At 34.3% G+C, this 13,628-nt stretch carries 13 protein-coding genes and 1 tRNA gene; 4 read left to right on the top strand and 10 right to left on the bottom strand.

Annotated elements, in window-relative coordinates:
* The 9 genes from A9G41_RS05490 to bamE all read right to left on the bottom strand — a co-directional run.
* A partial coding sequence (locus A9G41_RS05490) for a hypothetical protein (RefSeq protein ID WP_143425417.1) occupies positions 1–650 on the bottom strand: 650 nt, incomplete at its 3' end.
* A gap of 162 nt (positions 651–812) precedes the next feature.
* Entirely contained in the window at positions 813–1,496 is a 684-nt protein-coding gene (locus A9G41_RS05485) for an endonuclease (RefSeq protein WP_075539412.1), read from the bottom strand.
* A 1,494-nt stretch (positions 1,497–2,990) separates the two neighbouring features.
* A tRNA-Arg gene (locus A9G41_RS05480) sits at positions 2,991–3,067 on the bottom strand.
* Positions 3,068–3,302: 235 nt separating this feature from the next.
* Positions 3,303–3,593 (bottom strand): hypothetical protein, encoded by a 291-nt coding sequence (locus A9G41_RS05475; protein ID WP_179854679.1) that lies wholly within the window; start codon positions 3,591–3,593, stop codon positions 3,303–3,305.
* A gap of 160 nt (positions 3,594–3,753) precedes the next feature.
* Positions 3,754–3,978: a hypothetical protein gene (locus A9G41_RS05470; protein WP_075539410.1), complete on the bottom strand. Its 225-nt coding sequence runs from the start codon at positions 3,976–3,978 to the stop codon at positions 3,754–3,756.
* 166 nt (positions 3,979–4,144) lie between these two features.
* Positions 4,145–6,160 carry a DNA helicase Rep gene (gene rep / locus A9G41_RS05465; protein ID WP_065582724.1) on the bottom strand — a complete coding sequence of 672 codons (2,016 nt, stop codon included), beginning with the start codon at positions 6,158–6,160 and terminating at the stop codon, positions 4,145–4,147.
* A gap of 131 nt (positions 6,161–6,291) precedes the next feature.
* Positions 6,292–7,254 (bottom strand): tRNA dihydrouridine(20/20a) synthase DusA, encoded by a 963-nt coding sequence (dusA, locus tag A9G41_RS05460; protein WP_065588395.1) that lies wholly within the window; start codon positions 7,252–7,254, stop codon positions 6,292–6,294.
* Between the two features lie 852 nt (positions 7,255–8,106).
* Positions 8,107–8,469, bottom strand: a complete 363-nt coding sequence (locus A9G41_RS05455) for a hypothetical protein (protein ID WP_065588704.1) — start codon at positions 8,467–8,469, stop codon at positions 8,107–8,109.
* A gap of 482 nt (positions 8,470–8,951) precedes the next feature.
* Positions 8,952–9,374 (bottom strand): outer membrane protein assembly factor BamE, encoded by a 423-nt coding sequence (gene bamE, locus A9G41_RS05450; protein ID WP_065588703.1) that lies wholly within the window; start codon positions 9,372–9,374, stop codon positions 8,952–8,954.
* 208 nt (positions 9,375–9,582) lie between these two features.
* Here bamE and A9G41_RS05445 point away from each other — a divergent pair, with 208 nt between their 5' ends.
* The gene (locus A9G41_RS05445; RefSeq protein WP_065582721.1) at positions 9,583–10,194 is read left to right on the top strand and encodes an FKBP-type peptidyl-prolyl cis-trans isomerase; all 612 of its coding nucleotides are present in this window, start codon (positions 9,583–9,585) and stop codon (positions 10,192–10,194) included.
* A 60-nt stretch (positions 10,195–10,254) separates the two neighbouring features.
* Here A9G41_RS05445 and A9G41_RS05440 read toward each other — a convergent pair whose 3' ends face one another.
* Entirely contained in the window at positions 10,255–11,484 is a 1,230-nt protein-coding gene (locus tag A9G41_RS05440) for an MFS transporter (RefSeq protein WP_065582720.1), read from the bottom strand.
* A gap of 130 nt (positions 11,485–11,614) precedes the next feature.
* Between A9G41_RS05440 and dapB the strand changes: the two genes are divergently transcribed.
* From dapB to hpt, 3 genes are all read left to right on the top strand, one after another.
* The gene (dapB, locus tag A9G41_RS05435) at positions 11,615–12,436 is read left to right on the top strand and encodes a 4-hydroxy-tetrahydrodipicolinate reductase (RefSeq protein WP_065588702.1); all 822 of its coding nucleotides are present in this window, start codon (positions 11,615–11,617) and stop codon (positions 12,434–12,436) included.
* 7 nt (positions 12,437–12,443) lie between these two features.
* Entirely contained in the window at positions 12,444–12,941 is a 498-nt protein-coding gene (gene tadA / locus A9G41_RS05430) for a tRNA adenosine(34) deaminase TadA (RefSeq protein WP_065582718.1), read from the top strand.
* A 132-nt stretch (positions 12,942–13,073) separates the two neighbouring features.
* The gene (gene hpt / locus A9G41_RS05425) at positions 13,074–13,613 is read left to right on the top strand and encodes a hypoxanthine phosphoribosyltransferase (protein WP_065567268.1); all 540 of its coding nucleotides are present in this window, start codon (positions 13,074–13,076) and stop codon (positions 13,611–13,613) included.
* Positions 13,614–13,628 lie beyond the last annotated feature (15 nt).

The following is a 13,628-nucleotide window of genomic DNA, read 5'->3' as shown; positions in this document are numbered from 1 at the left end:
ACCCTTTCATGATAAAGGTTCTTAATATGATTAAATTCATCTATTTCTTTCTTTTTTATTACTAAATTTAAAGTTATTAAGCCAGATAGTTCACTTAACACTATTAAAAGTAGGCATAATATATTAAATAAAACTGGCGATTGAATGTTTGTATTGGTGCTAGAATAGATATATAAAAAAGAAAAAATAGCCATTCCAATAAAGCAGAATACAGCCCATAAATAATTACTATACCGCTTATTTTTGATTTTTTTATCATTTATCAATATTTCATTATTTATAAAATACAAATAAGGATATAATCGCTTAAATTTATTATAGGACACAATGTGCTTTAACAAGTTAATTAATTCATAAAAATAAACACCAATCTTTCTATCTGCTGATTGTACTAGTTCCATTTCCGCTAAAATCATTAACTCTGTATGACATTCTTTAACTACTTCTTCATTTAAAGAATTATCTTTACTAATTGCGTATATTCTACTTTTTTCTCTATTAATTATTTTATTTAAAAAAAATGATATGGCAGGTATTGCTATTTTTTTTACAAATTCTGGTATTAACATTACTAATATAATAGTTGTTACAATAATTCCCCGTGTGATAGCAGGTAACATATTTAAACACTCGACATACAAATCGTTCATTTCATCCTCCGAAATAAAAAAAAGATAAAATCTTAATTATCAATAGTCAATAGCTATTTAAAATCCAAGTAATAAAAACGCTGTTATCTCTAATAGGGCTTACAGCTAACTATTTGCAGCAAATATAACGCATTTAAATCAACACGCCATTGATAAACCTAATTATTTATTACACTGTTTTGTAATAAACTTGTTATCATTACCCTGAATTTGTTTAATTTGTTGATTGCGCTTGCATTCCCATTGTTCAGACGGATACATTTTATTCCACGCTGTCATTAATTTGCGCTCAGAATCTGATAAGTTAATGTTGTATTTATCTGACATATAAAAATGAGTGCGTGCAATTATGCCTCGAATCTCGTCACGTGGTTGAAATTGACGATATTTAAAGTCAACTGCAGATTGACATTGTCCATACTGATTAAATTGATTAGTGAATTGCGAGTATCGGTAGTTAGAACGATCACCGTTAATTTCGCCAATTGCAGGTTGTAGATTATGCATGTCACCTTCCATCAGATTAAACGTAGCATCTTTTTTACACGCCTTACGTCCACCATCTCGCCAACATTGTAAATGGCGTCCAAAATTTTCGGCTGGCATGACATGTTCCCATTCTATGCGAGAGGCTCGAGCTTCATTTTTTCTGGGTTTGTAACCACATTTACCAAAATCAACAACGCCCTTTTTATCGTTAAAGCTAAATTCGCAAGCGCAATAAAACTCAGTTTGTTTTGGGTTTGATTTATACAATTTAGTTAATTGGGTTTTTGCTGTATTAAAGTTTTGTGTTGAATTAGCAAAAAAAGAAACAAGCACAAGCGAGATGATAAACTTTTTCATAAATCCGTTTAAAAAACAACTCCAAAATAAATAAAAATATCGAGCGTTCTAATTAAAAATCATCGCACTCAATTAACTATAAGTACCAAGCAAGAAACTTGAGAAAGTAAACCCTCGATCTAAGTTGGGATAAGAAGAAAAATGAAAATACTAATCATTGTTCTTCTACTCCTTTTAAGTTTCCAGCTTTTTAGTAGTATCAAAGGCGAGGAGAACCCCGCTTTTGATCTTAACTATAACAATAAAATCTTAAAAAATCAAGGTGGTTAAGATTGCATTAATTAATGTAAACAAGTGAAAACTTAGATAGTTTGCAAGTTTAATTTATGGTTGATACTGTAAAGCTTTGTCTATGAGGTTTTATCTATAAAGTTTTGTCTAAATAGTAAAAAGCCTCTAGATGAGGCTTTCTTTTAAATTCAATAATGAGCGATGCTCTTGTAAAGTTAATGATTTATGATATTTTCTTGGATTACCACACATCCAACAAGAACAGGCTACCGGTGTTATTACATGCTTTTTAAGCGATTTTCTAGTATTGCCAGAATGAAAATCATGCTTTCTGTTATCTAAACATCGCTTAGCCTGATGTCGTCTATATGCTCGTGCTCTCATAAAATGACTTACATATGGAAACAAAAAAAGCCCAACTATTTTAGCGGACTTAAATTCTGTGCGCTTAAAACCGCATCATGTGCATATCATATATTTAAACGTTTAAACAGTCAAGTGTTTTATTGTATATTTCACGCTTTTTTTATTACTATAATTTGTAGCTCCATTTCTAGTGTATGAATAATTTTAGGCATAGAGTTAAAATAAGGTAGGTTTGTTGTAAAAGCATTAATTTAACCTTTCACTATCACTCAAAAAAATTAAATAAAATCAATTGGTTTCCTGAATAATTTTTAGTTAGTTATGCCAGATAATTGGCAATAATCTATTCCTGCTTATAGTAAAATGATTTGTAATTATATGCATCGTCTACTTTTTGACAATCAATCTTGCTGGTTCAATTAACTATATTTTTTCTCTCATATAATTAGCAACAAATAATAGTCGATTTAATTTATACCAATCTTCATTAGATAAACAGCTTCGAGAATATACACCACCCAACCGCTCTATAGCTTCATCAAACTTACTAACAGATCTTGGTAGCGTGGAATTTTAAATTGCTGATGAAGCTTTGAATAAATCGCTTGATGTCTTTCCCCTGTTCGATAAATCCTTTCATTTACCGCTTGCTGGATTCGCTGTTGTTCTGGTGGAATAGTATTAGGAAATTGCTGTGTTAATTTCGGGTTTTACTCGACTGGTTTCACTGCCAAATAGCCAACTGTTGATCATTGAAATAGATAAACATAAAGACTATTACAGAATAATCAACATTAATAAAAATAACAGTATAAGCGTTTTAGCCTAACTTAAGCAGTGAGATTTCCTTTAGATTTTAAAGCATAGCGTAACTTATTGATTGTCTTAATAATTAAATGGCGTCCCCTACAGGATTCGAACCTGTGACCTACGGCTTAGAAGGCCGTTGCTCTATCCAGCTGAGCTAAGGAGACTTAGATAGGATTTGTTGATTAGACGATGTGTATTATATAAAGCTATTTCTATCCGTCAATGATTTTTAATTGTTTATTATATTAGATTAACAAAATATCACCAATTGAGTTTTTATTATTTTGATCATGGTAACGAATATCATTACTTAGGATTAATTTTTTATATTCCAAAACATATCGTATCTTTAAAAATTATTTATCCTATTATTCATTAATAACCTTTTGTTTTAATTATCTAATTTATATAAATATTGTTCTCATTTCGCGGGGTTATTTGGCATAATGTTTCACATTGGTTCTTTTTCATTACTTCGATAATATGTGATAACTGTGATTTAAATTGATGTTGTTTGGTCATCAAATTTTCAGAATTTTCGATAATTTTGGCCTTTTCTGATTCAGGTATATATTTTGCATAATTTTCAGCAGATTTTGCTAGCATCGTGACGATTTTCAGTTTAGATTGGTCGGTTAAACAATCTGGTAAGTCCATCCACATTAATCCGCCTGCATAATATTTTAGCATTTCAGATTGCATCGCGTTAACGCTAAGTAGTGTTAGCGCACTCTTTTCCGAATCTGGCAATTCTTCATAAAATTGGTTAACATATGGCGATATTGCAGCAAAATATTCTATATTAAAATTACTTAATAAAATAACTTCGGGTTGAAATCGTTTTAGATTATTAGTGAATATCTTGCTCCGTTATCGTGTTTAATTCATTGAGTGAAAAAGTTAAATAGGTTTCAACTAACCAATTAATATAATTGGTGATATTCAGTTGTTCTTCTAGCTTATCTTTTGACAAATCCGCAATAAGTTTAGGATCAGTAAATTGACTGAGTATTTCTTTCCCTGTTACTGTATCAAGCCTTGGTAAGTTTTTTTCGGCTTGAAATTTTTTAAGCAAGGTAAAAAATCGCAGGTTATAAGTTTTAGACTTTAACTCTGTCGCATTGGCAAAGCAGCAGGTAAAAATTAAAATAGCTGTAATGATAAACTTTATCGTTTATTGTTCCTTAGATAATAATGATTTTTAATTATTTAGTTATTTAATTTTGATTATTGACCGTTGATTATTTCGCTTTGGCTATTTGCGCCTTTAACATCGCTAACCGACTTTGGCCTTGTTGCATTTTTTTTTCGGGTGATAACGCATTACGCTGATCTTGCCAGGCTAAGTCGTCTTGTGGTAGCTCTAATAAAAATCGGCTCGGTTCAACTTGCAGCGTTTCGCCAAATTGTTTTCGTTGCCGACTAAATGAAAAGGTGAGTTCACGTTGTGCTCGCGTAATACCGACATAGGCTAAACGTCGTTCTTCTTCGATATTATCTTCATCAATACTGGTTTGGTGGGGTAATAAGCCTTCAGACATGCCGATCAAATAAACATAAGGAAATTCCAATCCTTTAGAGGCATGCAATGTCATGAGTTGAACCTGATCGAGCTCTTCTTCAGTCTCGTTACGTTCTAACATATCACGCAGGGTAAATCTGGCAACTGCTTGCTCAAGCGTCATCGCTTCATCAATATCATCGCCTTGTAACATATCATTTAACCAACTAATCAACTGTTCAACATTGCGCATGCGCATTTGCCCTGCTGCTGGTGATGCGGATGTCTCATAAATCCAACTTTCATAATGAATGCCATGCAGTAGTTCATAAATAGCATTCATGGGTTCTGTATGTGTTTTTTGAATAAGTGTATCAAACCAGTGAATGAAAACTTGTAATGATTCCATGCGTTTGCCAGATAGAAACTCGGTCAAGCCCATATCATGGCTTGCTTGGTATAAACTCACTCCTCGCTGATTAGCCCATTCGCCCAGTTTTTGAATGGTTGCAGGACCTATTTCTCGTTTGGGTGTGTTAATGATGCGAATAAAGGCATTATCATCATCAGGATTAGTTAATAAACGCAAATAGGCCATCAAGTCCTTAATTTCAATTCTCGAAAAAAACGATGTACCACCAGAGATTCGATATGGCACTCGGTATTGCATTAACATTTTTTCAATCAGTCTTGCCTGATGATTGCCACGATATAATATGGCATATTGGCCATATTGGCTGTTATTAGCAAAGCGATGGCCAATAAGGTCATTAATCACTTTTTCGGCTTCGTGCTCTTCACTATCGGCAGAAATAACTTTTAATACGTCACCATAACCCAGTTCGGAAAACAGTTTTTTTTCAAAAATATGTGGATTATTTTCAATTAAAATATTTGCTACTTTTAAAATTCGACCTGATGATCGGTAATTTTGTTCTAGTTTAATCACTTCTAAATGGGAGAAGTCTTGTTTGAGTAATACTAAATTTTTTGGTCTTGCGCCACGCCAAGAATAGATAGATTGATCGTCATCACCAACAACGGTAAATTTAGCTCGGCTACCAACCAGCAATTTGATAAATTCATATTGGCTTGTATTGGTATCTTGATATTCATCAACCAATAAATAACGCACTTTATTTTGCCACTTTTCCCGCACTTGTTCGTTATTTTTTAATAGCAGTGTGGGCATTAAAATCAGATCATCAAAGTCTAAAATACTGCATGCTTTTAGCTGTTTTTCATAAAGCAGGTAACAATGGGCAAATAGCTTTTCTTTGTTGGTTTGCGCTCGGGCCATAGCAAGAGTGGAGTCAACAATATCATTTTTCCAATTTGAGATTGTTGCACGTAACTGATTTATCAGATCCTTATCACCCTCTAACCATTGATGAGTCAGCTCTTTAAGTAGCGCTATTTGATCATGATCATCAAATAATGAAAAGTTAGATTTTATACCTAAATGCTTGTACTCTCGGCGAATAATATCTAATCCTAGAGTATGAAATGTGGAAATTTTCAGCCCTCTGGCCTCTTGTTTACTAAGCGATTGGGCAATACGTTCTTTCATTTCACGTGCTGCTTTATTAGTAAAAGTTACTGCGACAATATGACGGGGTAAATATTCTTTCACCCGAATTAAATAGGCAATTTTATTGATGATAACCCGCGTCTTTCCTGATCCTGCCCCCGCTAAAACAAGGCAAGGACCTGAAACATATTCGACCGCTTTTTGTTGACTTGAATTTAAACGCACTAGATAAAAACCATTAGAGAAATTGTGGGCTAGTATATAACGATACACTAACTGCGTGCAATTGTTGTCATTATAAGCGAATATAATGACAATTTTAGGAAAACCATTCTATAAAAACTATTCGATAAAAACTATTCTATAAACATTAAAGCTTGTTCTACCACATCGACTCCAGCTCCTTTTTTGTGCGCATTTTCGCTAAGATAACGTCGCCATTGTCTTGCACCTTTACACCCATTAAAGAGGCCTAAAGTGTGACGCATAATGTGGTTAAGCTGAGCACCTTGTGCTAACTGCTGTTCAATGTAAGGATAAAGAGCACGAATAGCCAATATCGGGGCGATGACAGAGGGCTTTTCACCAAAAATTTTCGAATCGATTTCAGTCAATAACCAAGGGTTTTGATATGCTTCTCGCCCTACCATTACGCCATCAACATATTGTAAGTGGTGTTTTATTTCATCCATTGTTTTTATACCACCGTTGATAGCTATGGTTAAATGAGGATAATCTTGTTTTAGCTTATAAACACGGTCGTAGTCAAGCGGTGGCACTTCACGATTCTCTTTAGGACTTAATCCCGATAACCAGGCTTTACGCGCATGTACAATGAATGTATTAGTATAAGGCATCACCTTTTCAATAAACTGGCACAAAAAAGCATAGCTATCAAAATCATCAATGCCAATTCGGGTTTTTACTGTGACTGGAATACCAACTTGATCTTGCATTTGTGCAACACAGTCTGCAACTAAATCAGCTTTTCCCATTAAACAAGCACCAAACATGCCATTTTGTACACGATCGGATGGACAACCCACATTTAAATTGATTTCGTCATAACCACGCTCTTGTGCTAATTTCGCACATTGCGCTAACGCTTTTGGATCACTCCCGCCTAATTGTAAGCAGACTGGGTGCTCTTCATGATTAAACGCTAAATAATCGCCTTTACCGAATAAAATTGCCCCTGTTGTTACCATTTCGGTATACAGCAATGTTTGCTTAGTTAAAATTCGATGAAAATAGCGACAATGCTTATCGGTCCAATCCAGCATAGGAGCAATGGAAAATTTGTTAAGGGTTGAATTCATTGATACACCAATGTTTATAGCAGCTTTTATTAATTATCTCAAAAGGTTATTTTTGCCTATTTTGATATATTTTTTCATTATTAAACTCCCACGCCAATAGGAAGAATAATTTAAAGCAAATAATTTAAGGCTTATTGTATCATAGATAAACCTGTCCGTGCAGACAAAACACCTCACTATCGTTGCACCGTTGAAATAAAAAAGCCAAGATAATTAATCATCAGCCAAAAGTATTTAGCAAGCAACAAATAATAAAAGTATGGGTTACAAACCAATTATCGGAAATAGAGCAATTCTGGACATTATTAAAAATAATATATTGTGTAAATTTTCATCAATATTGACATTGCAAGTATGCAATTATCTACTCTAAATGCCCATCACATCATTGAATATTGTAGAATGCCTAGCGGTATCAAGAACTAAACCTACTGCTATCAACCGAAAAGAGATGATAGAAAATGACTAAACACAGCATAAGAAAAATAAAAAAAAGAAATTGTCAATTCTCTGGAAGCGAAGAAAATATATAAAGATGCTGATAAAGCTTGGAAACTACGAAAAATTTTAATTGGGCTCGTGAACATGCAAACCATTTTTAGGTATCTTGGCGCATATAAGGTATAGGAACTTGATATATAGCAAATATTTATCTAACCAGCTAACAAATGCCAAGGTTACTTTTTTATCAAAATTAGTAAAATTTTTTAGTGAGTGGTAACTGATCAACCTCTATTACGTATATTTAACTCAATTATGAAAATTGATATTGAACCCGCGTTTTATATAAACGTAACATATGAGAATATCGAGCTCTTTAAAATCAGGAACAACACAAACAAAAAGAATCATCTACCAAGATAATGTCTCATTGTCGGCTTGATTATTTTCTTCATACATCATTTGTATATTGATATAGCTACACATATCTAGACCACTAGTACAATAATCGCGGATCACTCGATCCATTATTTTTCTATTTTTTGCTTGAGTCGCTTTTTTAAATGCATTTAAATTTTCTCGTTCCATCATTCTTAAATTTGATGCTTGGCACATATCTAATTTACCACAATAGTCTTTTTTAACATTATCCTTAATATATTCCATAACTTCTTCCTTTTGAGCTTCTGAACCATCAAAGTCCATTGGATGAATAAATTTAGCGTGTGCAGCAGTGGAAAATAACATTGCGGTTAATATTAATTTTTTCAACATAAGGATTTCCTGTCTTGTTTATTGATTTTTATTAATAATACACTTTTTATATTGTTTATGAAAGTTTAAAAATTTAAAGTGGAGTATTAGAATAAATACCGTGTTTTTATTAATCGGTAAATTTAACACACCAACAATACCTCTATTTTAAATAGCAGAACGAAACCTCGGTATGAAAACTAGATGAACGGCAAAAAAACTGAGAATGGTACATGTCAAAGATCTAGCAGATTAAATCGACATACAGAGACAAAAAGCAGAAAAGAGTTAGAAAAAGCTGATAATTAATAGGTTGGGGGCTTTGCTCTTGAAAATCTTCATGGCTATTGGAAATATTTTCTAATTATATCTATCGCTTCAATTATTATCACTATTCTTTCTTTTTTAAGTAATGGCTAGTATTAATAATTAAAATTGTAATTTTTTTATGTTTAAATAGTATAAATCAAAAAACCTCATGATTTAACGAGGCTTTTATTTTTTTAAGATTCAGGAGTAGAATTCTCATCATCAGATTTGACATCAATTGGATCTGATATACCTTGTTTGTTCATCTCTTCTAACGATTTAGAACCCGCTAATTCTGTGGTTTTGATATCTTTTACTATGCCCATTTCATCAAAATAGATAGCAAAATTTCTTTGGCTAACGCCACCATGTTGTGGTTGCTGGCGGAAAATATAATACCAAATGTTATCACCAAAAACAGAAGTTAACATTGGTGAGCCCATAATAAAGACAACCTGTTCTTTGCTTTGACCAACTTGTAATAGCTCAATAGCATCTGGTGTTACATAATTACCTTGGTTGATATCTGGTCTATATACCCAACGTTCAACAACTGAACATCCCGTTAATAAAACACTTGCTACAATTGCAAAGGCGGTAAATTTACGAAACAGCATCTAAAATTATCCATAAAAAAAATTATAATTTATATTATCGCTGATATTTTATCTAAGTGCTAGCCAAATTGATAAATTCTTTCACAATTAGCTAATAAGCTAAGCTAACATCAGACCATCATGCGAATTATTGCTTGACTTTTGTTGTGGTATCAACCAACTTAATAGCGTCACAATAAACATTATTTTTAATAATAAAAGGTAAAAAATGAAATTAGAGACAACAGAGCAAAAAGCAAGTTATGCTATTGGATTACAAATTGGGCAACAATTAAAAGACTCAGGATTAAATAATTTAGAGCTTAATGCATTAAAACTTGCAATGGAAGATGTTTTAGCGGGTAACCCTCCTGCCCTGCCTTTACAAGAACTACATGATGCATTACGCCATGTGCATGAACAAGCAACGAAAGAAAAAGCCAAACAAGCCGAAAAAATGGCTCAAGCAGGTAAAGATTTTCTTGCTAAAAACATTGAAAAAGATGGTATTAAATCAACTGAATCTGGTCTACAGTATGAAATCATTAAACAAGGCGACGGTGCTTTACCTCAAGCGACCGATCACGTTCAAGTTCATTATACTGGGCAATTAATTGATGGCACGGTATTTGATAGCTCTGTAGAGCGTGGTCAACCTGCTGAGTTCCCAGTTAACGGTGTAATTAAAGGATGGGTAGAAGCGCTACAACTTATGCCTGAAGGGTCAAAATGGCGCTTATATATTCCTCAAGAATTAGCCTATGGAGCTCAAGGTGCTGGCGCATCAATTCCACCATACAGCGCATTAATTTTTGATGTTGAACTATTAAAAGTTTTATAAAAGTTATCTAAAAATTTTATAGATAGGTATGGACGCAATTTGACGTCCATCTGTTTTAAGCTATTGTTTTGCGTGTTTTGCGACAAGCGGTAATTGTTTAGGAAGGAAATAAGCAGTCACAGCCGCCATCAACAATAAGATGCTAGCCGTACCAAAGGCAACTAAGTGGGTATGTAAATTATCATAAGCCCATCCACCAAGCCATGAGCCAATCATTGCGCCCACTTGATGAAAAAAATAGGTTAATCCAGAAAGTAATCCGACAAGCTTTACTCCATAAATATCAGCGGTAATTATGCCCGATAATGACAAAGCGCCCGCCCAAACCAGCCCTCCTACTGCTGCGATAGTAAAAAGCTGCCATTTGCTTGATGCTAAAATAAGAGCAATAAAACCTAATCCTCGGATTAAATAAACCATCATTAAAATATTTTTTCGTTGCACTATATCAGAAAGATACCCCAACACTAGGGTGCTAAAAATAGCGACTAAACCGATTAAACCTATACCGTTAGAACTGGTGATTGAATCAAATCCGTGATCAACCAGCATTGGAACACCATGTGTTCCTAATAAATTCATACTAAAACCACAGGTAAAAAGCCCAAAGCTTAGCTGCCAAAATGGACGTGTTTTTAATACGTCCATAAGTTTGATGCTATCATCTGTTTTTTGATTGATAACAGGATCTATATTCGGTGTTGCAATTTCAGATTGATTATCTTTCATAATAAAAAAGGCAATAGGCAATGCCATAATCATGAAGATCACCGCAAACGAAACTAGTGTGGTTTGCCAACCATAAATTGGAATGAAGAAAGCAAAAACAGGTAACATCACCGCCATGCCAGCCATACTGCCTGTTGATAGAATAAATAATGCTAACCCTCTTCGTTTGATAAACCAACGCGCCACAATAGGCGTAAAGCTGACAGAACCGACAAAAGAAGTACCAAAAGATAACGCAATACCAAAAGACAAGAAAAAGTTCCAATAATCATGAGAGTTCGCAGACCAAACCGTTGAGGCAATAATAATGATTGATCCTAATATGAGCACAAAGCGAGTGCCATATTTACTCTCTAAATATCCCGCTATTGGCGTGGCGATACCCGAAAAAAGCATACCAATAGCAATAATGCCAGAAAGTACGCTGCGACTAAAACCAAGATCGTTTGCAATGGGAAGAAAAAATACGCCCATGCTCATCCTTAATCCGCTAGAAAGCAACGTTAAAAGCGAGGCTGCAATAACAATATTCCAACCAAAATACCAAGGAGATCGCATCATAATTTTCACCTCTTTTTAAATAAAAAGCGCTCGAAATTTGTAGTATTTAAATTTGACATTATGTATAAGTTGCTTATTTTCCGCTATAATATTTATTTATCTATAGCCATAAAAAGTTAAGGAAAGTTATATGTCAACAAATATGATTCGTATCGCAATTGCGGGTGCTGGCGGAAAAATGGGACGACAGCTCATCCAAGCCGTTGCACAAATCGAAGGCGTGACTTTAGGTGCAGCATTTGAGCGCGAAGGCTCATCGTTGCTTGGTAGTGATGCAGGTGAACTGGCTGGAATCGGTATTTGTGGCATTAAAGTTACTGATAATTTACAACAAGCAAAAGATCAGTTTGATGTATTGATTGATTTCACCCGCCCAGAAGGTACGCTGACTCACTTAGCATTTTGTGTCGAAAATAAAAAAATGATGATTATTGGCACCACCGGTTTTGATGAGGCAGGTAAACAAGCGATTGCCGATGCAGCAAAAAAAATTGCTATTGTTTTTGCTGCAAACTTTAGTGTTGGCGTTAACCTAGTGCTAAAACTATTAGAAAAAGCAACCAAAATCATGGGTAATTATACTGATATTGAAATCATTGAAGCCCATCACCGCCATAAAGTCGATGCACCATCAGGCACCGCATTAGCCATGGGCGAAGCGATTGCCGATGCACTTAATTGCAATTTAAACGATCGTGCTGTTTATTGTCGTGAAGGTCATACTGGCGAAAGACCACAAGGCGCTATTGGATTTGCTACTATTCGAGCAGGTGATATTGTTGGCGAACATACCGCTATCTTTGCAGACATTGGCGAACGGGTTGAAATTAGCCATAAAGCGTCGAGTAGAATGACCTTTGCCAATGGTGCCGTGCGTGCAGCACTATGGCTTGCCACACAACCCGTTGGTTTATATGACATGCGTGATGTGTTAAATCTCAATAACCTATAGTCGTAAAATGTTAGATGAATATTGGATGCAACATGCATTAATGCTTGCTAAACATGCCGAATCTATAGGCGAAATACCTGTAGGTGCGGTAATTGTTAATGAACATAATCAAATTATGGGTGAAGGCTATAATCAACCCATAAGTAAACATAATCCTACGGCTCATGCTGAAATTATGGCTATCGAGCAAGCAGGAAAACTTTTAACTAACTACCGCCTAATCAATACAACTCTTTATGTCACGCTTGAGCCTTGTATTATGTGTGCTGGTGCCATTATTCATAGTCGTATTAAACGTGTTGTTTATGGTGCAAGCGATTACAAAACTGGCGCCGCAGGTTCTTTTATTGATATTCTTGCTTATCCAAGTATCAATCACTATGCTGAAGTTACTGGCGGAGTGCTGGCTAATGAATGTAGTACTATTTTAAGTGATTTTTTTAAAAAACGGCGTTTACAAAAAAAGAAAGTTAAAGAGAGTGGTCAGACGGTTTTAGGTAACTAAGCATTTCAGTATAAAATATTAAAATTCATTCTTACCATAGTTTGATAAAAAGTAAGTTTGCTTATTCTTTTTATCAAGGAAAATTGCTAGAATCTAATTAAATTTTTTTGAAAATTAACTTGAGCATTATTAATGAAAAAACACGAATTAAGCATGATGATATCATCAGATGATATCCAAAAACGAGTAATCGAGTTAGGTCAACAAATCAGTAAAGATTATCAACATAGCCAAAATGAGCTAATCTTAGTTGGACTTTTACGTGGTTCATTTATCTTTATGGCAGATTTAAGCCGAGCCATTACCGTTGGACACGAAGTCGATTTTATGACAGCATCAAGTTATGGTAATGCGGTGGTAAGTAATCGGGACGTCAAAATATTAAAGGATTTAGATGAAGATATCCGTGATAAAGATGTGTTGGTTATCGAAGATATTATTGATACCGGTAATACGCTTAGTAAGGTGATGGCGATTTTAAAATTACGTCATCCGCGTAGCATTGAAATTTGTACGTTATTAGATAAACCGTCACGTCGTGAAGTAGCCGTACCCGTAAAATATATTGGATTTTCCATTCCTGATGAGTTTGTGGTTGGCTATGGTATTGATTATGCACAACATTACCGCCATTTGCCTTATATTGGACATATAAAATTACTTGAATCTTAACAAATATCGAGGTGT

The sequence above is a fragment of the Gilliamella sp. Nev5-1 genome, assembly GCF_001690895.1.
Classification (GTDB): Bacteria; Pseudomonadota; Gammaproteobacteria; order Enterobacterales; family Orbaceae; genus Gilliamella; species Gilliamella apicola_C.
Note: the sequence above shows the minus strand (reverse complement) of the source record. Positions and strands in the feature narration are given on the sequence as shown.

Bases quoted from the DNA above. Each gene is read 5' to 3' on its own strand.
- dapB (WP_065588702.1), top strand. From the start codon at position 11,615: ATGTCAACAAATATGATTCGTATCGCAATTGCGGGTGCTGGCGGAAAA.
- A9G41_RS05455 (WP_065588704.1), bottom strand. From the start codon at position 8,469: ATGTTGAAAAAATTAATATTAACCGCAATGTTATTTTCCACTGCTGCA.
- tadA (WP_065582718.1), top strand. From the start codon at position 12,444: ATGTTAGATGAATATTGGATGCAACATGCATTAATGCTTGCTAAACAT.
- A9G41_RS05445 (WP_065582721.1), top strand. From the start codon at position 9,583: ATGAAATTAGAGACAACAGAGCAAAAAGCAAGTTATGCTATTGGATTA.
- A9G41_RS05475 (WP_179854679.1), bottom strand. From the start codon at position 3,593: ATGCTAAAATATTATGCAGGCGGATTAATGTGGATGGACTTACCAGAT.
- dusA (WP_065588395.1), bottom strand. From the start codon at position 7,254: ATGAATTCAACCCTTAACAAATTTTCCATTGCTCCTATGCTGGATTGG.
- hpt (WP_065567268.1), top strand. From the start codon at position 13,074: ATGAAAAAACACGAATTAAGCATGATGATATCATCAGATGATATCCAA.
- bamE (WP_065588703.1), bottom strand. From the start codon at position 9,374: ATGCTGTTTCGTAAATTTACCGCCTTTGCAATTGTAGCAAGTGTTTTA.
- A9G41_RS05440 (WP_065582720.1), bottom strand. From the start codon at position 11,484: ATGATGCGATCTCCTTGGTATTTTGGTTGGAATATTGTTATTGCAGCC.
- A9G41_RS05485 (WP_075539412.1), bottom strand. From the start codon at position 1,496: ATGAAAAAGTTTATCATCTCGCTTGTGCTTGTTTCTTTTTTTGCTAAT.